Raw genomic sequence first — 19,317 nt, 5'->3', positions numbered from 1 at the left:
GCTGCTCGGTCCTCCGCCTCGCCGTCCATGTGCGTACCGTGCAGGTATGAGCTGCGGCCGCAGCCCACGGCTGCTGCCCCGCGCACGCAGACAGGTGGAGGAAGCCATGACAGCTGCCAGTGAACCACTCCCGATCATGCTCGGCATCGACGCCGTGGAGCCGGCCGATGCGGCCCTGGCCTGGGCCGCCGACGAAGCCGCCCGCCGTGGGGTGCGTCTTCATCTGGTCCACGCCGTGTTGCCCGTGACCCATCACGTACGCGGCGTCGAGGAGACGGCACACCACAAGGCCTTGCGCCAGCTGGGCGACGAGGCACTGGACAAGGCGGCGGCTCGTTCCCATGAGCGGCAGCCGGGTGTTGAGGTGACGACCTTCATCACGGATGGCAATCCGGCCCAGGTCATGGTTCGGAGGTCCGCTCACGCGCGGCTGGTGGTCCTCGGCTCGCGCCGGCTGGGTCGGCTGGGGGAGATGCTCAGTGCTGTCTCGACGACGGTTCCGGTCAGTGCGCACGCTGCCTGCCCGGTTGTCGTGGTGCCGGAAGCCGGGCGCACCGAGGAGGAGCCGCCGTACCTGGTGGTCGGGGTGGACGCCAGCCGGTCGGCCGATGCGGCGCTGGATCACGCCTTGGAGGCTGCTGCCTCGCAAGGCGCCTCCGTGCGAGCGGTGTGGGTGTGGCAGCGGCGGCTGCCAGGGTTTTTCGATGAGGACGCCGCGATCGAGGCGTGCCACAGGCAGCTGCATGAAGCAACCGCGGCGCGGTCCAGTGCCTACCGAGATGTTCCCCTGAGTCACGTGGTGCTGCGGGGGCATCCTGTCGAGGCGTTGGCGGAGGCTTCGGAGCATGCGCTCGCCGTGGTCGTCGGCCGCCGTGGCCGGGAGGGTTTCACCGGTATGCGGCTGGGCTCCGTCCCGCACGGGTTGCTGCACAGGGCAGCCTGCCCCGTGATCACTGTGCCCCCGCCGGCCGACGAAGGGATCTGAGACCGGGAGACCGGGCCGAAACACATACCGCACCGGCCGATCGCACGAGCCTTTCGCCCAGCTCCTGCGCACCGGCTCCCCGTGCTCCGGCCCCTCCGGAGCCGGCTCGACTGCGGCCGGCTCCCGCGTCAGCCGGGGGATTTGGCGGCGACGCAGGTCACGTACCCGTGGACCACCTGCAGAGGGTGCGCCACTCGCCCCAGCAGTCCCGGGCTCCGTCGAACATCGATCACGTGAGCGGCGTGTGAGGCAGCGCGCTCCGGACGCAGTGCTCGCCCAGCCAGGCATGGGTGAAGGGTCTGGTTGTGCGGCGTGCCGGGGGCACCGGCCGGCCGGCTGCCGGAACCGAGGTCTCGATCATCGCGCACGTCGGGGCCGACCGTGTCGGCATCGCGGCGGACGGCAGACGCAGCGGTCCTCGCGATCCGGTGGAACGTGCCGGGCAGCAAGACGGCGGCCCGAGCGTGACGCGCGGGGCCGTCGCCGGTACGCGGCCGGTGCCGGAGCCCGTACTCGGTGACGGCCGCCGGCGATCCGTGGAGCCACCGACGCACCGCCGGAAAGCCCTGCCCTTCAGTGATGCGGATCCTCGTGCTCGTGGAGCTGAGCCGCGATGACCGCCGCTTGTACGTGGCGTTCCCGACGGCGACCTGACGCCCACCGTCCCGGCACACGAACAGAGCGGCACCGCACGGTGGAGCCCCCGCCGCTGTGAGTCGCAAACGCGTTCAAGGCCTGGCCAAAGAAGGGCCCCGTGCGCAAGGATCACGCTCGCACCACGCCATCCCCTGCAATTCGACACACCGCCGCACCACATCTCAGCACGGGAGGATGTACATGACTCGCCGCACACCCCGCGGCCTGATCGCCGCGGCCACCGCCACCGTGGCTCTGCTCGCTCCGGCCGGAGCGGCCTCGGCCTCGGGCGCCGTCCCTGCCCCGGCCGAACCACAGGCCCGGGTATTCATGGTCAACCCCGTCCAGTCCTCGGGCGACCAGTCGCTCTCCGACGCCAAGGACTCGGCCGACGCCGTCCCCGCGTCGAGCTATGCCTCCGCCGCGTTGCGCAACCTCGACGGCAGTGGCGGACTCTCCGGTCGGTGGGCCTACATCAGGTCGGAGACCGGCGCCCCCGCAAAGACCGCCGACGTCGGCAAATACACCCGGCACGACGACCAGTTCGAGCAGGTCATGGCCTATTTCTGGGTCAATGAGGCACAGGAGTACCTGCAGGGCCTCGGCTTCGGCAGCGAACTGCCCGGCGCCAACAACCGTGCGCAGCCCGTGCGTATCAACCAGTGGGGCGCGGACAACTCCTTCTTCACCGACAAGAAGGCCGAGATCCGCTTCGGCAAGGGCGGCGTGGACGATGCCGAGGACGCCGAGGTGATCGTGCACGAGTACGGGCACGCGGTGCACAACGCCCAGGTGCCCGGCTTCGGCACCTCCCCGGAGGCCGGGGCGATCGGTGAGGCCTTCGGCGACTACCTGGCAGTCGAGGTCGGCGCCCACGCGGACGCCCGGTACGGCTGGCCCCTGAAGACCGACCTGGCGTGCGTCGCCGACTGGGACTCGGTCGCCTACAGCGCTGCCCCGCACTGCCTGCGTCGGATCGACGGGAACAAGGTGTACGGGGACCGGGTGGGCGAGGTGCACGCGGACGGTGAGATCTGGTCCCGCGCACTCCTGGACATCCGGGGGGCGCTCGGCGCCAGGGTCGCCGACCGCATCATCGTCAACGCTCAGTTCGGCTTCGCACCCGACACCAGCTTCGAGAACGCCGCGTCGACGACGATTGCGACAGCGCAACGCATGTACGGCAAGAGCGCGGCGGACGCGGTCCGTGCCGCGTTCAAGGCCCGCGAGATCCCTGGCATCCAGTAGGCAGAGTCACGGCGGTCTCCTCCTTCCCAGGGGGCCCTCGGCGTGGTCTCGCGTCGGCCTTGAGCCCGTTGCGAGGCCACGCGCCGGCCGGATCGGTCACCGGGCGCTGCTGCGGCGGATGAGGCAAGTGCAGGCCGGCGCACGGGGATTGCATCATGGGGACAGCTTTTCCGACGGGGCGTCGTCCCTTGGTCCGGAGGGCGCCACGTAGACGGAGAGGCCTGTGCTCCCACGCAGCGGTGGCAGGGATTCGGGCCGCCAGGCACGGGCGTAGTCGGGTGGCCTGTGCCCGGGAGCCACGATCACCGCGACAGGTGTGCGACGCGCTGCCGCGCGCAGACCGTCCGTTGTGATGCTCCCGTCGTGGCCGCCGATCTGTCGCGACGCGCAGCGGGCGTAGTAGCCGATCGGTACCGCGTCGAAGCCGGTGACCGTGCACGGTGGGCGTACTCCCAGAACGTGCAGCTGGTCGGCGATCGCCGTGTACTCCTGCCGCGCCGCGCGGCTGCGGGCGACGGCATGGCCGAGTACCCAGTACTGGACGGTGAAGTGACCGGCCAGGGCGAGCGTGAGCAACACGCCGACCGTCGGCCGCCATCCGGGGCGGGTGGAGGTGAACAGAGCGCGCAGGCACTCGGCGACAGGCAGCGCCAGCAGAGCGTAGCTGGGAAGCAGGAATCGGGGGGCAGCGTAGTCGATCATGAACAGGTAGGGCGTCGCCATGGACGCCGCGACGAGGGTCACGAGGACGGCGGCAGGGCGGCGCGCGCGGGCGGCGATGATGCCGCCCGCCGTGAGCAGTGGCAGTGCGAACCACCACGCCGCGGTGACAGGGTTTTTCCAGGGCACCTCGCACGGACGGCACAGAGTCCGCCCGTCGAGGGCTCGGACCTGATCGTCGAGGGCGAGGTGCACGCCCAGGCCGCCCTGAATCTCGCTGGCGCGGTGCAACCGGGCGACAACGCCGCCGTAGTGCAGATGGGCTTCGACGATCCACGGTGCGCAGCCGAGGAGAAGGGCGGCCACGAGCACGGCCGGCACGGCCGGGTGTCGCCGGCCCGGGACCGCCAGGGCTACCACGACCAGAGGCAGGACCAGGTAGCAGGCGTCCGGGGGCCGCATGAGGGCGACCAGGGCCACACCGGCGCCGAGGCCGGCGAGCGCCTTGCCGTCAGCCGTTTCCCTGACGGCTCGTAGAAAGCAGCCCACGGCGGCCAACGACCCCAAAGCGCACCACAGGTTGGGCATCGCCTGCGGGCCGTAGTACAGAGTGATCCACAGCCCGGCGAACATCGCGCCGGCCCCGGCGAGAACCGCGGGCGGCAGGAGAGGACGCCAGACCCGCAGGGCGAGGAAGAGCCCGCATCCGGAGCACAGTGCCAGATACACGTGCAGCGCAGCCATCGAGGACGTCAGCGCGGCCACGGGCGCGACCAGATACGAAATCCCCCGAGCTCGGGGCGCACTGAAGAACGCGGCCGGGACGTCACGGCCGACCTGGCTGACGTAGACGGTCTCGTCCCAGCCGAGTCCCGAGCCGGGAACCACGAGTACCAACTGCACGGAAACAAAGGCGGCGGCGACAGCCGCGAGCCAGGGAAACGGGCGGCCGTACGCGTGGTCGACACCGGCGAGCCCCATCTGCGCCACTCGTGGGCCGACGGCCAGTCGGTCAGGCATGGATCAGTCCTCCCCGGCACCGGGCAGCGGGCCGGGCTCTGGGCGCAACTCTGCGAGTGCCGGGCGCAACCGACCAACTTCGATCGGCCATGTGGAGCACACGTCCTGCGGAACATCACCCTCACCATGCCCGCCCACGCCCTCCTCGCCGACCGGGCCACCGGCGCCGACAAGGAGGCCGTGGACACGCTTCCGCCGGCGTCATTCCGGGCGCCGTGGCGGAAATCGGCGCCTTCCGGCAGCTCTCCGGCCCGCCGCCGGGGTCGCCTCGCGTCCCTCACCCACGCACTGGCCCGGTCCGCCCGGAGGCGACACCACCGCACGCCGCAGCCAGTACCGAAGACGCGGGGCAGGAGACGAAACGCTGCTGCAGATTGTCGTCGCGCCGTGGTGCGGGGTGGAGGTCCGCATGTCCACCGACCACCCGGCGTCGACCTGTGTGCGGCGCCGTCAATTCATCGGCTGTGCCTCGCACTTGAGTCTTTCCGGGTGTGTGCCGCACGACTGTCTTCACATATGCATCACCTTTTCTGCATCTCTCCACCATGACTTGTGTATGCTCCAGGCGCTCCATCCGCACGACTGGGGGGAATTCCTCATGCGCATACGCCATGCCATAGCCACCGTCGCCGCTGCCGGAACCATCGCGGTTGTTGCCGTCGCCCCGGCACAGGCAGCCGAGTACTCGTCGGCGCTGAAGGTCAAGGGTGTCCAGTACGACGCGCCGGGCTCGGACTCCAACAGGTGCTCCACCGGGAACACCAAGGACGAGTACCTGACGATCAAGAACTACTCGTCGAAGGCGACCGTCAATCTCAAGGGTTACGTCGTCAAGGACGCCGCCGGCAACCGCTTCACCTTCTCGGCGAGCCACTACCTCGAGCCCGGCGACTACGTGAAGCTGCGGGGAGGCCACGGCACCGACTCCGACGCCAAGAACGTCGTCTACCGCCAGAACTGCAACTTCATCTGGAACAACGACAAGGACACCATCTACCTGTACAAGCCGTCGGGCAGCCGGGCCGACGTCCACGCCTACACCAAGACCGGCTCCGACCCCGACCGCAACGGCTACATCAACTACCACGGCTGACGCACCATCACCGCGTACCGAAAGGGAACGGCGGCAGAGGACGGGTGCTCTGCCGCCGGTTCGCCCGAGGGCCCCAGCTGTCATCAGGCGCTCCGGTCAGTGGCCGACGGCGCTCTCCTCGCGACAGGGGCCCGGAACGTGGCAGACCCGGGCCGGGGACGGCGCAAGCATCGTGGTGACCGCGGTCGTGATGACCCCGCCGCGGGCTACCAGTGCGCGGGACGGGTGAGGGCGGCAGAAAGCTTGGTGGCCGAGTCGCCCTTGGCCGCGTTGAGCTGGGCCTGGGTGAGGAAGATGCTCCCGGTGAGGTCGGCTCCGCTCAGGTCGGCGCCGCGCAGGTCCGCCCCGATCAGGTCGGCCATGCGCAGGTCGGCCTTCTTGAGGTCGGCCCCGATGAGGCAGGCCCCGCGGAGACTGGCCCCCCGCAGCCGGGCGCCGCTCAGCCTGGCCCCGATGAGCTGGGCACCCCGGTGGTTCTTCTTGCGGCCGGGCACCTCGGCCCGCACCAGGTCACTGGTCCGCAGCAGCAGAGCGTTCACATCGTCGCGCAGCGCCGCCACGTCGAGGTCCATGAGCGATGCAGCGTCCCCCCGGGTGAGGCCGTCGACACGCTTCAGCGCACGGCGCAGATCCGGGTGGACGGGGCGGGCCGGCGCGAGATCGAGGGCCTCGGTGACGTACCAGAGCAGTTCGTGGAGCTGCCGCATCACCGGCAGGACCTCGAACATCGGGCGGGCGCTCTCCGGCGCCTGCCGCCAGTCCGTTCCACCGAAGGTGACCTGTGAGACCTTCTGGCCCGCACCGAAGCAGTCGAACACGGTGCAGCCCTGGAAGCCCTTCTCCCGAAGGCGTGTGTGGATGCCGCAACGGAAGTCCGGCTGAAGGTTCGCGCATGGCTTGCCGGCGTCCTTGTCCACCGCGAAGTCTGCGGAACGGGCGAAGGGCAGCGCGACACAGCACAACGCGAAGCAGTTCGCGCAGTCGGCCTGCAGTTCGTCGCGACCGCTGCCGCCGGACGGGGCCGCGTGCTTCTGGGGCAACTGCGTGCTCTCCTGTGACGAGACGAGCACGGCGGTCCGCCGCGCTCCGAGATGAGCGTCCATTGTCGCAGACGGCGCGCGCCTGCCGTCCGCGGGAGCACGGCCCGGGTGGCGGCGGGGTCAGTCCGCGTGGACCGGTGGGCGGAGCTCCGTCCAGGGGACGGTCTGCTCCGGCTGGGCGGCCATACGGAGCAAAGGTCTTTCGGCCGTGCGCGGCGACGAGCCGCACCCCGATCGGCAGGCCTCCCGGCTCTGCCCCAGCGGCAGGCTGATCGGGGGAGAACCGACACGATGCCGGGCCCGGTCACCGCACTTACGGTGGAGGGATGGCAGTGATCAACGGTTGGAGGCGGGAAGCACGAGCCAGGCCCGGCGTGGTGGACGCGCTGTTGTCGGCCGTGCTGTTCGGGCTGTCGGTTGTGGCTTCTGCTGTTGTGCCGGACGAGCACCGGATCGAGTACCGGTGGCAGGGCGTGGTGCTGGCGGCGGTCGGCTGCTCGGCGTTGATGTGGCGCCGGCGTCACCCATTCGGCGTACTGGCTATCGCGGTCGGCTGCGGGGTCCTTTTCCAGGTGCTCGGATTCCGGGAGAGCCCGGTGGTGGCAAGCCCGGTCGATGTGTCCATCTACACCGTGGCGGTGCAGACCGACCGGCGCACCACCTGGACCGCGACGGCGATGACGGCCGCCGTCCTGGTGGGGGCGGCCGTGGTGTTCGCCCCGGGATCGTGGCTGGAGCCGGAGAAGGCGGTGATGCTGGCGTGGACGGCTCTGTCGGCCGCCATCGGGGACGCGGTGCGGTCACGCCGTGCCTATGTGGCAGCCGTGGAGGAACGGGCGGAGAACGCGGAGCGGACCCGTGAGCAGGAGGCACAGCAGCGAGTGGCGGCCGAGCGGGTCCGGATCGCGCGCGAGCTGCACGACGTCGTCGCGCACCACATCGCCCTGATCAACGCCCAGGCAGGTGTCGCCGTCCATCTTGCGGGGCGGCAGCCGGAGCAGACACTCGCCGCGCTGGAGAACATCCGGGACACCAGCCGGTCGGCGCTGGACGAACTGCGCGTGACGGTAGGCCTGCTACGGCAGTCGGGTGATCCGGCGGCGCCGCGCGATCCGATGCCGGGTCTGACGCAGCTACCGGCCCTGCTGGCGTCGTTCGAAGGCGCCGGCCTGGCGGTCAGGCACAGTCAGCGCGGTATCAGTGAACCGCTGGCGCCGGCGGTCGACCTGGCCGCGTACCGCATCGTGCAGGAGGCCCTGACCAATGTGCACAAGCATGCCGGCGCGGACCACGCCCGATTGTTCCTGCATTACCGCCCCGAATGGCTGACGATCACCATCGAGGACGACGGACGCGTCGGACCGCACCACCAGCCGACCCAGGGAACGGGGCACGGGCTGATCGGGATGCGCGAGCGGGCTGCCATCGTCGGGGGCAGGCTGTATGCGGGAGCCCGCCCGCAGGGCGGCTTCGCTGTGACTGCCGATCTGCCCCTGCGAGCCGCAACGGCCACCGGCGGTCCGGCAACGAACGGACCGCCGAGGAGAGATGGGCATGACGATCCGCGTACTGCTCGCCGATGACCAGGCCCTGCTGAGGGGCACCTTCAGGATGCTGTTCGATGCTGCGGACGACATGGAGACCGTGGGCGAGGCATCCAACGGCCGCGAGGCAGTGGAGCTGGCTCATGCGCAGCACCCGGATGTGCTCCTGATGGACATCCGCATGCCCGAGATGGACGGCCTCGCCGCGACGCGGCTGATCGGCGAGTCGGAGGACCTCGCAGGGGTGAAGGTGCTCATCCTGACCACCTTCGAGGAGGACGAGTACGTCGCCGAGGCGCTGCGCGCGGGTGCGAGCGGCTTTCTCGGCAAGGGCGCGCGGCCCGAGGAGCTTCTCGAGGCCGTCCGCACGGTCGCCGCCGGGGAAGCGTTGCTGTGCCCGTCTGCCGCCCGAGCGCTGATCACGCGATTCCTGACGCAGCCGGAAGCGAGCCCGGCAGCCATGCACGAGCGGCTGAAGTGCCTGACACCACGGGAACGCGATGTCCTGGGGCTCGTCGCGCTGGGCCTGTCGAACGAAGAGATCGCCGATCGCCTGTTCATCAGCCCGCTGACCGCCAAAACCCACGTCAACCGGGCCATGACCAAGCTGGCGGCTCGTGACCGGGCCCAGCTCGTCGTCATCGCCTACCAGAGCGGCCTGGTCAGCCCGGCGATGGAGCCGAGTCGCCCGGCAACATCCGCGTGATCGTCGGCACGGGTACGTGTCGCGTTCCGTCGCCGCGGTAGGCCGGCGGACCCCGTACCACGGACGTGGTAGCCGGGAATCGCTGCACGGGGACGATGTGCGAGGGGCCGGTCACGGGCGAGAGTGAGGTGGTGAACGGAGGTTTCGCAATGATCGAAGCCCACTGCCTTACCAAGAGGTACGGCAGCAAGACAGCCGTCGAGGATCTGTCCTTCACGGTCCGCCCCGGCATCGTGACGGGGTTCCTCGGTCCCAACGGGGCCGGTAAATCCACCACCATGCGGCTGATCCTCGGCCTGGACGCCCCAACCGCAGGGCACGTCACCGTCAACGGCCGCCCCTACGCAATGCACGAAGCGCCCCTGCGCGAGGTCGGGGCGATGCTGGAGGCCCGTGCCATCCACACCGGCCGCACCGCCTACCACCACCTGCTGGCTCTGGCCGCCACCACTGGCATCTCCCGCCGGCGCGTGAACGAGGTCATCGACCTCGTCGGCCTGCGCGAGGCCGCCGACAAGCGGGCCGGCGGGTTCTCCCTGGGTATGGGCCAGCGCCTCGGTATCGCCAGCGCCCTTCTCGGCGACCCTGCCACTGTCATCCTCGACGAGCCGGTCAACGGCCTCGACCCGGAGGGCATCCGGTGGATCCGGAATCTTCTCACGAGCCTGGCGGGGGAGGGGCGAACGGTGTTCGTCTCGTCGCATCTGATGAGCGAGATGGCGCTCACCGCCGAACATCTCGTCGTCATCGGTCGCGGGCGGCTCATCGCCGACACCTCGGTCGAGGAATTCACCCGCAGCGCGGCCCGCACCGTGGTGCGCGTGCGCTGCCCGGACATCGACCGCCTGAAAAGTCTGCTGGCGGGTCCGGACGTCACCCTCACCACCTGTGCGCCCCACACCTTGGAAGTAGTCGGCCTGACGACTGACCAGATCGGCTACACCGCCGCCGACCACGGGCTCACCCTGCTCGAACTCTCTCCCCAGCGGATCTCCCTGGAAGAGGCGTTCATGGAACTGACCCGGGACGCGGTCGAGTACCACGCCAACAGCACCGACGAGCCGGTCGGAGTAAGGAGCGCGTCATGACCACGGTCCTCACGCGCCCGCTCGGCGCGACAGTGCGCCCCGGCAAGGTGACCCTGCTCCGGGCCCTCAGGTCCGAATGGATCAAGCTGCGCACCGTGCGCTCCACGTCGATCACCTTGCTGACCGCCGTGGCCGCGATCGTCGGGTTGGGCATGCTGGTCACGCACCTGCGGGCAGGCGACCTCAGCGCCCGGGCATTGGCGCACTTCAACGGAGCCGAGCTCAGCCTGAGCATGTTCCGGCCCGCGCAGTTGGCCATCGGTGTCCTCGGCGTCCTGATGTTCACGGGCGAGTACTCCACCGGAATGATCCACGCCACGCTCACGGCCGTCCCCAGGCGGCTGCCCGTGCTGGTGGCCAAGGCCGTCGTCTTCACCGGCGTCGTCCTCGTCCTGATGACCGCGGCCTCTTTCGCCGCCTTCTTCGGTGGCCAGGCCATCCTGTCCTCCGCTCACCTGGACACGCATCTGTCCGACCCCGGCGTCACCCGTGTGGTTTTCGGTACCGCCCTTTACCTCACCGTCGTAGGACTGTTCGGCGTAGCCCTGGGCGCCATCATTCGCAGCTCTGCGGGAGCCATCGCCACGCTGGTGGGCATCCTGCTCGTCCTGCCCGGACTGGGCGCCCTGCTTCCGGCCGACTGGGCTCAGCGCATCGACCCCTACCTGCCCAGCAACGCCGGACAAGCCGTGCTCTCCGTCGTTCCCGATCCCGCGATGGCCCCCTGGACAGGTCTCTCACTCTTCGCCGGATACGCAGCCGCCCTGCTCGGTCTCGCCGCCTGGCTCCTCAAGCGACGCGACGCCTGACCGGCGCAGGACGAAGCCGCACCGCCGGCACCGCTCCTTCGGGCCGCGGCCCTGGCCTCGGGCACACCCGGACGCGCCGCCCACCGCATCCCGATCCACGGCTGAACCTCCTGGATCTTCCCGCTCCTGTTCGCACCTCTCGTCCTCCTCGCCCGGCGCCGGGCCGGCCCGCAGAGCGGCGGCCCCGCCGAAAGGCGAACCACACCCGTCAGGACAGCACCGTCGAACAGACCACATCCACCTTGGACGTCACCGAGCAGGACCAGGATGACGCCCGCGTCTGAACCCCACGGCCGCGCCGACCACGCGCTCCCGCACCGAGAGGACACCCGCCATGTTCACCACACCCCAGGAATGCAGCACCATCCGTGAGCTGCTGGCCGGATACGCGCTCAATGCCCTCGCCTCCGAGGAAACCGCCCAGGTCCGCGCCCACCTGACAACCTGCCCCGCCTGCAGGGACGAACACGACTGCCTCGCGGCGGTCAGCGCGCACCTGCCCCTGCTCCGCGACGCACTCGCCCGCGACACCGGCCGACGGCAGCACATATACGTGCCCGCTCCCGCTGAGGGCCGCCACACGCCCCGTCACCAGCCCCGTCGCCGTCGGCCGGTCCGAGGGGGAACGGCCAGGCAGCTCACGCTCACCCAGTTGGTGAGCAGGACGCGTGCGTCAGGCGAACTCGGCGAGCGCGCAGCAAGGAAGGCCCAGGCCCCCCGGGCAGTGGCGGACGGCGCGGAGGGGCAGGCCACGCCTCAGCCTCTCCGCCGGGTGGCCACACCCCGACCGGCCGCGTCGGGCTGAGGCCGGCCGACCGGGCCGCATGGCCGCAAAACGCCCCCATCGCCTGGCCGTTGAGGTTCGTTGCCCAGCGCTCCTCCCATGCCTTCGTCATCGACCGGACCGTCGTCGGAGTGCTGGTGTTCGGCCTGCTGGGGGCGGGGGTGGTCAACTCCTGACGGTCAGGCGCGGGGAACTGCGAAGGCGGTGAGTGCCGCGGTGCCGGGTCCGAGCCGGGACCACGGGCCCGGGAACAGGAGCACGGCGATGCCCGAGGTCGGGAACTTGCCTCGGACCCGTGCGAGTGCCTCGTCGTCGCCTTCTCCGGCCAGGGACAGGACAAGGTCCTGCACGCCGGGCTGATGGCCGATCAGCAGCACCGTCCGCCGCCGCTCCGGGACCGCACGCACCACATCGAGCAGGGCGGAGGCGGTTGCCTCATGGACCCGCTGCTCGAAGAGCACCTTCGGTGCCGCACCGAGTTCCGCCGCGACAAGCTCCCACGTCTCACGGGTACGCCTGGAGGTAGAGCAGATGACCAGGTCGGGCACACACCGAGCATCGCGCAGCCAACGCCCGGCCGCCGGGGCGTCCCGGCGGCCCCGCCCGGAGAGTGGACGCTCATGGTCGGGTACTCCCTCCGGCCAGGCCGACTTGGCGTGCCGCAGCACGATCAACCGGGTGTGCGCGGACCTGGGCACGGCCTCATCTCGCTTCCGCAGGCTTTACGCGACCGACTCCGCGACCGACTCCGATCCCGGCGTCCGCCGTTACCCGCCAGGATGCCGACAGCGCGCGGGGAGCGCTCCGCGGTACGGGAGCGCAGCCCGCGAGGACGAGGCACAGCCGCTCGTCCTGACCGGCTCGCAGAATCGTGAGGCCCACGGGCGCTCCCTCGAACTCGATGGGTCGGTTTCCCCGAGGCAGGCCGGAAACCGGCCGGCCCTGACGCGACCAGTCTTGGTCGGCGTGCGGCACCAAGCCAGTCCAATGCTCCACCCGGCGGACTGTGCTTCTTCGACTGTCTGCCAACCGCCCGCATCGACGGAACGGTGGTCGACATCGGCCGACTCGGTCAGGCCCCTTCCACCATGCCGGGAACCAGCGACTGCGCCTGTCGGGTGACTTCGCGAGTGTGCAGCCGAGAGAGCCGGGAGGATACGGCGCCGTCTGGTACCAGCAAGGAATGCCCAGGCGATCGCATCTCCAGCCCGACAACCCGGACCCCGGCTCCCGGCCTGGAAGGCGGAGGTACCCGAGCCGTCCGGCGTCGCGCCAGGCGATGCGTGACATCAGGGGCCCCGCGCCCCGGGGTCCGGGCTCGCGGCGAGCACCTGCCGGCCCGACGCAGGAACCGCATGTGCCCCTCGCGCTGCGGACGGCCGCTGCCTACGCCTGGCGGACGCTCGTCGTGGGAGCTGTCGTCTACGCCGCCTTTTCCGTGCTGGGACGGTTCCACGAGGTTGCGGTGGCAGTCTTCCTCGGCCTGGTCGTCACCGCGCTGTTGCGCCCGGCGGCCGACCTCCTGGCTCGTGTGATGCCTCGGCCACTCGCCGTGGCAGTGACGCTCCTCGGCAGTATCGTCCTGGTCCTCGGCGTGCTGTCCCTGGTCGGCGAGGCGGTTGCCGGAGAACGTGCCGGACTGGAGCGGCAGTTCAGCGAGGGCCTCGCCAGGATCGAGCGCTGGCTGGAGAAGCCACCCTTCCGGTTGAACCCCGGGGCGCTGAGCGACTTGCAGGTCCGGATCGGACAGTACCTGTCCAGCCATCGGTCCACCCTGGTCAGTACGGCGCTCAGCGGCGTGGGCCGACTGGTGGAGGTGATGACCGTGTTCGCTCTCGCGCTGTTCTGCTCGGTCTTCTTCATCCACTCGGGCGACCGGCAGTGGGCCTGGTTGTGCGAACAGCTTCCGGCGACGGCGCGCGAGCGAACGGAGATCGCGGGCCGAGCGGCGTGGCGGACGTTCACCGGGTACACCCACGGCATCGTCGTGGTGGCCACAACCAACTCCGTACTCGTGGGACTTGCGCTCTTGGGACTCGGAGTGCCGCTGGCGTTTCCGCTGGCGCTGCTGGAGTTCATCGCCGCCTTCATCCCACTGATCGGCTCACCCATCGCCCTCGCAGTGGCCGCCGTCGTGGCTCTGGCGTCAAAGGGGCCGATCGTAGCGGTCGTTGTCATCGCGCTGATCGTCGTCATCGGACAGATCGAGGGGCACGTGCTGCACCCGATCGTGATGAGCTGGGCAGTCCGTCTGCATCCGGTCGTGGTCGCCCTCTCGGTGATCGGAGGCGCGATCGCGGCGGGGGTGCTGGGAGCGGTGGTGATTGTTCCGCTGGTGTCCGTCGTCTGGTCGGTCCATCAGGCTCTCCAGCGGGCACGGAGGTCCACGCAGGCGAGGAAGGCCACCCCTACGCGGTCGGCGACCGGCATGCTCGGAGGACGAGGGCCGGACCGTCCCGGCGTGTAGCGACCCGGGACCGGATTCTCGACATCTCCTCCAGCGAGGATCTTCATGAGCCCGACGTCCTCGTACGCGAACCCGACGGCGCGAGCCCGGCACCGTCACCGCTGAGCTGTGCCCGGCCCGCCCCTCCTCGTGCGGGCCGGGGTGAGCGCACCGACTGATCAGTCAGGAGTCGGAAACACGAACCGCACGTCGGTCAGGTGTTCCGACAGCTCCCACAGACGCCGGCCTGTCTCGGCGTCGGCGGCCGCGGGGGACAACTGCACCCGCGTCGGTCCGCCGCGCAGCTCGGCCAGGCCGTCCGGCCCGATGAATTGACCGCTTTCCGCGCTCGGGTCGGTCGCCGCGTACAGCTGCGGCAACGCGCCGTTGGCCGCGGTCTGGGCGAACAGCGGGTTGCCCATGCGCCCCAGGACCACCCGCCACAGGCCGACCGGCGCACTCGTCTGCAGGTTGGTGGCGGTGTAGCCGGGATGGGCGAGCAAGCTGCGCACCGGGCTGCCGACCGCGGTCAGCCGCCGGTGGAGTTCCCGTCCGAAGACGGAATTGGCGAACTTCGACTGGTTGTAGAAGGCCATGGGTGAGTAGCTGCGCTCACCGGCGAGGTCATCGAAGTGGATGCGCCCCTGCCGGTGGTTGATCGAACTCACCGTGACCACGCGGGGGTCACGCCCGACGGTCAGCAGATCGAGCAGCAACCCGGTGAGCGCGAAGTGGCCGAGGTGGTTGCAGGCGAACTGCAACTCGTGACCCTGCGCGCTCAGCGATCGAGGCGGCGCCATCACACCGGCGTTGTTGACGAGCACATCCAGCCGCGAATGGTCGGTATGCAACTGATCGGCGAAGGCGCGGACCGAGTCGAGATCGGCGAGGTCGAGGTGGCGCACTTCGAGGCGGGCGCCCGGCTGCTCGGCGGTGATCTCCGCGATCGCCCGGTGGCCTTTGCCCTCGTCGCGCACCGCAAGGATCACGTGCCCGCCCTGGCGGGCGAGCGCCCGGGTCGTCGCCAGGCCGAGGCCGCTGTTGGCCCCGGTGACGACGATCACCCGCTTGGTCTGGTCCGGGATCTGATCGACAGTCCAGCGCTGCTCCTGTGTCATATGGCATACGCTGCCGTGTGTGGCACTTGGTGTCAAGGTGATACTTAGTGTCATGCGCGGCATGGCGCTACGATTGCCAGGTGAGTGCCCACCCCGAGATCAGCCTGGCCCAGCGCAAACGTCAGCTCGTCGCCAACGAGCTGACCGAAGCGGCGCTGCAGCTGTTGGCGTCGAAGGGGTTCGACGCGGTCACCATCGACGAGATCGTGGCCACGGCCGGAGTGTCCAAGCGCACCTTCTTCCGGTACTTCGCGTCCAAGGAGGACGTGGTCGTCCAGTTTCTGGCCGACATGGGCATCGGCATGCACGCAGAGTTGGCGGCCCGCCCCATCGAGGAGCGGCCCTCCGTGGCGCTGCAGCACGCCGTCTGGGTCTCCATGGCTGCCTGCGGCGATCCCTCCGACCGGGCACTGCGAGTGGTGCAGCTGATTCTGCGTACCCCCGCTCTGCATGCACGCTTTCTGGAACGCCAGGCGCAGTGGCGCGACGACCTGACGGCGGAGTTGGCGCGTCGCCTGGAGATCGACCCCGACACCGATCTGTACCCGCAGCTGGCCGCCGGGATGGCGCTGACCGCCTTCGGTGCCGTGCTGCAACGGTGGAGCGGCAGCGAGGGTGCCGAGGACCCCGCCGAGCTGACCGACCGGGCCTTCGAGGTGATCGCCCCGGCGTTGGACGCCGTCGAACGGCGGGCCTCTCCCGGGCACATGCCCCACGGTGCCTGAGCCGGCTGCTCCGCCGGCCGCCATGGGTCCGTTGATGCACCGGCCGGGACGACGGCTGTGCAACACCGCACCTCACCCGCAGGGCCGGAAACCGGCATGCCGTTGACCTCGGCACCCTGGCCGATGTCCGGCCGCGGGTGCACGTGCCCGGAAGCGCTGCAGTTCCGCACGTCCCCGACGGTCCGGAGACGGAAGAACTCACTCCCGGTCCCGGCCCGGCAGCTACGGGACACCCTGATACCGACGTACAGCACCTTCCCCGCTCGCACGAGATCGTCAAGGGCCCGCATGGTTTCCTCGATCGGCGTGTTGGGATCCCAGATGTGCACCCACAGCAGGTCGATGCAGTCGGTGCCCAGCCGTCGCACGCTGGCCTCCACCGAACGCGCCAGGTTCTTGCGGTGGTTGCCGCTTGCGTTCGGGTCGGTTCCGTCCATGGTCAGTGTGTACTTCGTGGACAGCACGAACCGATCGCGGTCGGAGCCGAGCAGTTCCCCGACGATCCGCTCACTGCTGCCCTCGGTTTACCGGTTGGCGGTGTCGATGATGAGCCGGCGTGCCCGGCCGAGGTCGTCCGGCGTCCCGGAATGCGCGTCGTCCGGATGAAGGGCGATCAACTGGCCGGGGGCGGCCCGGAAGGTCGTGCCACGCCTGCGCACGGTGAACCCGGAGTCGATCACGAGAACCAGTTTGAGCTCTTCATGAGATTGCCGCTGCAGGACTGCGCCTGCCCGTCCACCACGACGACGTCTGCCACGTCGTCGGACACCCGTGGAACCCCTGCCTGATCCGCCCCGGACATGGCCGCCACACTGGCGCTTCGTCCCTGTGCTGCTGGTGGGTTCGTCGACGAGGGGACGACGGGGCTGCAAGCAGTGTGGCACGGCCGTGTTCGTTCGCGAGGGACGTTCAGCAAGGCGCTGGGGACGGCAGGCTGTCGTGCGCGACCGGCGACATCGGTGGCGATCTCGCGACGACGCCCGCCCGCGGATCAGGAATAGAAGTTGCGCTGCCACCGGTGCTTGGCCAGCACGGCGAGCTGGTCGGTGGTGAGTGGACGCCCGTCACTCAGGGCCGTGTTGCGCTCGACGTTGCGTACGGTGCGCATGCCGGGGATGACGGTGGAAACCGCCGGCGAACTCAGTACGAAGCGCAACGCGGTCTCCGCGATCTCATCGGGGGCGATGGCGAGGTCGGCGACGATCGCGGCCACCCGCTGTTCGACCTGTGCCGGGCGGTCGTCGCGGAAGTAGCGATTGCGCCAGTCGCCCTCGGGGAACGTGGTGTCCGCGGTGATCCGACCGGTGAGGCCACCCTCGTCCAGGGCCACCCGCACGATGACACCGACCCCGTGTTCCTCACAGGCCGGGAGCAGCGCGTCGGCTGGTGCCTGGTCGAAGATGTTGTAGATGACCTGCACGCTGTCCACGGCCCCGCTGCGTACGAGCGCGAGTGCGTTGTCGGGCTGGTGGTCGTTGATGGAGACGCCGAACAGGCGGATCTTTCCCTCCTGCTTCAGTGCGGCGATCGTCTCCAGCCAGTCGCCACGGCCGACCCAGCTGTCGCTCCACACATGGAACTGCAGTACGTCGAAGTGGTCGAGGCCGCTGGTGCGCAGACTGGTCTCCAGGCTTGCGCGGATGTGCTCGCCCGGGAACGTCTCGGCCGGGTCGAGGCCGTCGGGCGGCGGCCATGTGCCGTTCTTCGGAGGCACTTTGGTCGCGACGCGTACCTCGTCGCCGGCCCGCTCGCGGACGACCCGGCCGACGATCCGCTCACTCTCGCCGTAACCGCGGGCGGTATCGATGAAGTTCACGCCGAGGTCGATGGCGCGGTGCAGGGCCCGTACGGACTCGTCCTCCGTGGCACCCACCCAGCTGGACTCACCGATGCCCCACGCGCCATAGCCGATCTCGGACACGGACAGTCCACTTCGCCCCAGCTCGCGGTAGCGCACAATCATCCTCCACGTCATGGTCCTCGTCCTGGCCAGGTCGAGGCTTCCGCCAGGAATCAGGTTGACGATAGGCGACGTGGGCAGCAGGGGCAGGTGGATTTTGCGGGGCCGCTGTCGTGGTCATGGGCTCTCCGCTGTGACAGAGGTGTGACGGCTGCTGCTGTCGCGGAGCGAGGGAATCGGGCGGTCGCGGCCGCGGGATGCCTGGGGTGTACGGGAACGGCGGCGACGCTGATTGTGCCGATGGGGAGGAAGGAGGTGGCCGACAAGCGGCGGGCGCCCAGGTGTGCCCCGTGGGTACGCCGTGCCCGCGAAGAGGGCGCGATGTGTCGGGCCGACAGTGTTCCTGCTCGGTGTGGTGATGGCATTGGCATATGCCACTTCGATTGTCCGGCCACGGATGGTCGGTGCCCGGACGTGGATGCGGGCGACCTCATCGTCTTTCCGTTCATCGCGCTCATTGCGTACTCGGCCGTCATCGGTGACCGTGCGCCCGATGATTCAACTGCTTTCCGGGGCGGGGGTCGACGGTCCTGGAGGCCGGGACGGAACGGCTGCGAGGGTGCGTGGCAAGGCGCATCGGCGAATCACCGACGATTCACAGGACAGGTTTGAGATGTTGCGCTCCGCTTTCGTCGACCGCGTTCACCGGACGTGAATTGTCTCCCTCTTTCATGGCGACAGGATCGAGCACGCATGGTCCGAACTCTGCCGAGAGTCCGCGCACGGGCATCAGCGCTCAGGCTGCCCCTACGAGGGGTCTACGGGTTGTTCTCGTCGGGGACCACATGGACCGCCGCTTCCTCGGCGGAGGCCGCCGCGCCGTCGATTCCCATGTCGAGGGCGATCATGCACCTCTCATCGTTCCCGTGCGCGCCCTCGTCGGGCGCGACCAGTCGCCCCGCGCGCAGGTCGCCGACCTCCCCGTCCCGGATCTCACCGTCCGTGTCGACCACGTCACCGATCCCGTCCCCGTCCGGGGCGTACACGTCCGGCTCCTCCTCGCTGAGGCGCTGGTCGAGACTTTCTCCCTCATGCTGCTCAGCCGCGGTGACACCATGGTGTTCCACGGCCCATGGCCGCTCAGGGGGTGAATAGCCCGTGTCGAGCGGGTCCTGGCCCGCCCTGTCGTCAAGGGTGTCCGCCGGGTCCAGCAGCCCGGCGTCGTCCTGCACCTCCGAGCCGTCCGGCTGGTAGACCTCGTCACCCATCGTGGTGTCGCCGTCCATGGCACCTCCACTGTCGCGAATGAACCGTCGGGACAAACGTCCCACTTCGCGCCATGTCCTCTCTATCATCATCTGGGGTGTCGGCCGTCGGGACGACCGGAAGCGCGCCGGCGTCCCGACGCACTGCTCACGGGAATGCGCCGTCCACGGGCAGAATCTCTCACCGAGACGCCGTACGGCGGGCCGGACTGCTGAGCCGGTTCGGCCCGTCGGCGGCATGCGCCGGTCA

Annotated in this window: 17 protein-coding genes and 1 pseudogene; 10 read left to right on the top strand and 8 right to left on the bottom strand. The window is 69.7% G+C overall.

Annotated elements, in window-relative coordinates:
* Positions 1-136 precede the first annotated feature (136 nt).
* Positions 137-985: a universal stress protein gene (locus ACFU6I_RS13125; RefSeq protein WP_384364720.1), complete on the top strand. Its 849-nt coding sequence runs from the start codon at positions 137-139 to the stop codon at positions 983-985.
* 837 nt (positions 986-1,822) lie between these two features.
* Complete coding sequence (locus ACFU6I_RS13120; RefSeq protein ID WP_384364717.1) at positions 1,823-2,869, top strand: M4 family metallopeptidase; 1,047 nt, start codon at positions 1,823-1,825, stop codon at positions 2,867-2,869.
* Between the two features lie 153 nt (positions 2,870-3,022).
* On the opposite strand, the gene ACFU6I_RS13115 is transcribed toward ACFU6I_RS13120, so the two are convergent.
* Positions 3,023-4,549: a hypothetical protein gene (locus ACFU6I_RS13115; protein ID WP_384364714.1), complete on the bottom strand. Its 1,527-nt coding sequence runs from the start codon at positions 4,547-4,549 to the stop codon at positions 3,023-3,025.
* A 598-nt stretch (positions 4,550-5,147) separates the two neighbouring features.
* On the opposite strand from ACFU6I_RS13115, the gene ACFU6I_RS13110 reads away from it, so the two are divergent.
* Complete coding sequence (locus ACFU6I_RS13110) at positions 5,148-5,642, top strand: lamin tail domain-containing protein (protein WP_384364711.1); 495 nt, start codon at positions 5,148-5,150, stop codon at positions 5,640-5,642.
* Between the two features lie 206 nt (positions 5,643-5,848).
* Here the strand turns inward: ACFU6I_RS13110 and ACFU6I_RS13105 are convergent, their stop codons facing one another.
* A complete protein-coding gene (locus ACFU6I_RS13105) occupies positions 5,849-6,682 on the bottom strand; it encodes a pentapeptide repeat-containing protein (RefSeq protein ID WP_384364708.1) in 834 nt (277 codons plus the stop codon).
* Positions 6,683-7,008: 326 nt separating this feature from the next.
* On the opposite strand from ACFU6I_RS13105, the gene ACFU6I_RS13100 reads away from it, so the two are divergent.
* The 5 genes from ACFU6I_RS13100 to ACFU6I_RS13080 all read left to right on the top strand — a co-directional run bounded on the left by ACFU6I_RS13100 (position 7,009) and on the right by ACFU6I_RS13080 (position 11,634).
* Positions 7,009-8,265 (top strand): sensor histidine kinase, encoded by a 1,257-nt coding sequence (locus ACFU6I_RS13100; RefSeq protein ID WP_384364706.1) that lies wholly within the window; start codon positions 7,009-7,011, stop codon positions 8,263-8,265.
* Positions 8,237-8,932: a response regulator gene (locus tag ACFU6I_RS13095; protein WP_384364703.1), complete on the top strand. Its 696-nt coding sequence runs from the start codon at positions 8,237-8,239 to the stop codon at positions 8,930-8,932. The genes ACFU6I_RS13100 and ACFU6I_RS13095 overlap by 29 nt, the downstream gene beginning before the upstream one ends.
* A gap of 149 nt (positions 8,933-9,081) precedes the next feature.
* Positions 9,082-10,020 (top strand): ABC transporter ATP-binding protein, encoded by a 939-nt coding sequence (locus ACFU6I_RS13090; protein ID WP_384364700.1) that lies wholly within the window; start codon positions 9,082-9,084, stop codon positions 10,018-10,020.
* A complete protein-coding gene (locus ACFU6I_RS13085) occupies positions 10,017-10,829 on the top strand; it encodes an ABC transporter permease (RefSeq protein ID WP_384364697.1) in 813 nt (270 codons plus the stop codon). Before ACFU6I_RS13090 ends, ACFU6I_RS13085 begins: the two co-directional genes overlap by 4 nt.
* A gap of 334 nt (positions 10,830-11,163) precedes the next feature.
* Positions 11,164-11,634: a zf-HC2 domain-containing protein gene (locus tag ACFU6I_RS13080; RefSeq protein WP_384364694.1), complete on the top strand. Its 471-nt coding sequence runs from the start codon at positions 11,164-11,166 to the stop codon at positions 11,632-11,634.
* 158 nt (positions 11,635-11,792) lie between these two features.
* Here ACFU6I_RS13080 and ACFU6I_RS13075 read toward each other — a convergent pair whose 3' ends face one another.
* On the bottom strand, positions 11,793-12,311 hold the full coding sequence (locus tag ACFU6I_RS13075) for a SixA phosphatase family protein (RefSeq protein WP_384364691.1): 519 nt from the start codon (positions 12,309-12,311) through the stop codon (positions 11,793-11,795).
* 659 nt (positions 12,312-12,970) lie between these two features.
* Here ACFU6I_RS13075 and ACFU6I_RS13070 point away from each other — a divergent pair.
* Positions 12,971-14,080: an AI-2E family transporter gene (locus ACFU6I_RS13070; RefSeq protein WP_384364688.1), complete on the top strand. Its 1,110-nt coding sequence runs from the start codon at positions 12,971-12,973 to the stop codon at positions 14,078-14,080.
* A gap of 158 nt (positions 14,081-14,238) precedes the next feature.
* Here the strand turns inward: ACFU6I_RS13070 and ACFU6I_RS13065 are convergent, their stop codons facing one another.
* Complete coding sequence (locus tag ACFU6I_RS13065) at positions 14,239-15,177, bottom strand: oxidoreductase (protein WP_384364793.1); 939 nt, start codon at positions 15,175-15,177, stop codon at positions 14,239-14,241.
* 80 nt (positions 15,178-15,257) lie between these two features.
* Between ACFU6I_RS13065 and ACFU6I_RS13060 the strand changes: the two genes are divergently transcribed.
* Complete coding sequence (locus ACFU6I_RS13060; RefSeq protein WP_384364685.1) at positions 15,258-15,902, top strand: TetR family transcriptional regulator; 645 nt, start codon at positions 15,258-15,260, stop codon at positions 15,900-15,902.
* A 236-nt stretch (positions 15,903-16,138) separates the two neighbouring features.
* Here the strand turns inward: ACFU6I_RS13060 and ACFU6I_RS13055 are convergent.
* From ACFU6I_RS13055 to ACFU6I_RS13040, 4 genes and pseudogenes are all read right to left on the bottom strand, one after another.
* Positions 16,139-16,423, bottom strand: a pseudogene (locus tag ACFU6I_RS13055) (aldo/keto reductase); the annotation flags it as partial.
* A gap of 3 nt (positions 16,424-16,426) precedes the next feature.
* Positions 16,427-16,582: a hypothetical protein gene (locus tag ACFU6I_RS13050; RefSeq protein ID WP_384364682.1), complete on the bottom strand. Its 156-nt coding sequence runs from the start codon at positions 16,580-16,582 to the stop codon at positions 16,427-16,429.
* 311 nt (positions 16,583-16,893) lie between these two features.
* On the bottom strand, positions 16,894-17,859 hold the full coding sequence (locus ACFU6I_RS13045) for an aldo/keto reductase (protein ID WP_384364790.1): 966 nt from the start codon (positions 17,857-17,859) through the stop codon (positions 16,894-16,896).
* A gap of 761 nt (positions 17,860-18,620) precedes the next feature.
* Positions 18,621-19,088 (bottom strand): DUF5709 domain-containing protein, encoded by a 468-nt coding sequence (locus ACFU6I_RS13040; protein WP_384364679.1) that lies wholly within the window; start codon positions 19,086-19,088, stop codon positions 18,621-18,623.
* Positions 19,089-19,317 lie beyond the last annotated feature (229 nt).

Source organism: Streptomyces sp. NPDC057486 (assembly GCF_042802415.1).
GTDB classification, from domain to species: domain Bacteria; phylum Actinomycetota; class Actinomycetes; order Streptomycetales; family Streptomycetaceae; genus Streptomyces; species Streptomyces yanii.
Note: the sequence above shows the minus strand (reverse complement) of the source record. Positions and strands in the feature narration are given on the sequence as shown.

Excerpts from the sequence above, each read along its gene's own strand:
- ACFU6I_RS13100 (WP_384364706.1), top strand. The coding sequence starts at position 7,009 with ATGGCAGTGATCAACGGTTGGAGGCGGGAAGCACGAGCCAGGCCCGGC.
- ACFU6I_RS13115 (WP_384364714.1), bottom strand. The coding sequence starts at position 4,549 with ATGCCTGACCGACTGGCCGTCGGCCCACGAGTGGCGCAGATGGGGCTC.
- ACFU6I_RS13095 (WP_384364703.1), top strand. The coding sequence starts at position 8,237 with ATGACGATCCGCGTACTGCTCGCCGATGACCAGGCCCTGCTGAGGGGC.
- ACFU6I_RS13110 (WP_384364711.1), top strand. The coding sequence starts at position 5,148 with ATGCGCATACGCCATGCCATAGCCACCGTCGCCGCTGCCGGAACCATC.
- ACFU6I_RS13090 (WP_384364700.1), top strand. The coding sequence starts at position 9,082 with ATGATCGAAGCCCACTGCCTTACCAAGAGGTACGGCAGCAAGACAGCC.
- ACFU6I_RS13125 (WP_384364720.1), top strand. The coding sequence starts at position 137 with ATGCTCGGCATCGACGCCGTGGAGCCGGCCGATGCGGCCCTGGCCTGG.
- ACFU6I_RS13080 (WP_384364694.1), top strand. The coding sequence starts at position 11,164 with ATGTTCACCACACCCCAGGAATGCAGCACCATCCGTGAGCTGCTGGCC.
- ACFU6I_RS13085 (WP_384364697.1), top strand. The coding sequence starts at position 10,017 with ATGACCACGGTCCTCACGCGCCCGCTCGGCGCGACAGTGCGCCCCGGC.
- ACFU6I_RS13065 (WP_384364793.1), bottom strand. The coding sequence starts at position 15,177 with ATGACACAGGAGCAGCGCTGGACTGTCGATCAGATCCCGGACCAGACC.
- ACFU6I_RS13040 (WP_384364679.1), bottom strand. The coding sequence starts at position 19,088 with ATGGACGGCGACACCACGATGGGTGACGAGGTCTACCAGCCGGACGGC.
- ACFU6I_RS13120 (WP_384364717.1), top strand. The coding sequence starts at position 1,823 with ATGACTCGCCGCACACCCCGCGGCCTGATCGCCGCGGCCACCGCCACC.